The sequence below is a fragment of the Achromobacter sp. SIMBA_011 genome (genome assembly GCF_046535435.1).
In the GTDB taxonomy this organism is placed as follows: Bacteria; Pseudomonadota; Gammaproteobacteria; order Burkholderiales; family Burkholderiaceae_B; genus Achromobacter; species Achromobacter dolens.
On sequence record NZ_JAWRWN010000237.1, the window covers coordinates 1 to 303 of the forward strand.

General features: G+C 59.4%; 1 pseudogene. It reads right to left on the reverse strand.

Going from position 1 to position 303, the window contains the following annotated elements:
- Positions 1 to 303: pseudogene (locus SB816_RS30740) on the reverse strand (TonB-dependent siderophore receptor); the annotation flags it as partial.

The following is a 303-nucleotide window of genomic DNA, read 5'->3' on the forward strand; positions in this document are numbered from 1 at the left end:
GAGCGCGGTCTGCGTGGTGCGTTCGTGGCGGAACAGATTTTCGCCGATATGCACCGCGTCGTTCGTGAGCAGCGTGCTCTGGTACAGATTGCCGGTGCCGAGGCTATAGCCGTCGTTCCAGCCTTCGCTGTCGTCGTATTCGCTTTGCTGGGTCTGGTAGCTCGCGCCGATCACCACGTCGTGCTTGAACGGTCCCGTGTTGAACTTGCCTTGCACCATCGCGTCGACGTTCTGATAGAAGTAGCGCGTCAACGCCGCATACAGCGTGTTCTGATAATCGCCCGCCGCGTTGTAGACGTAGAG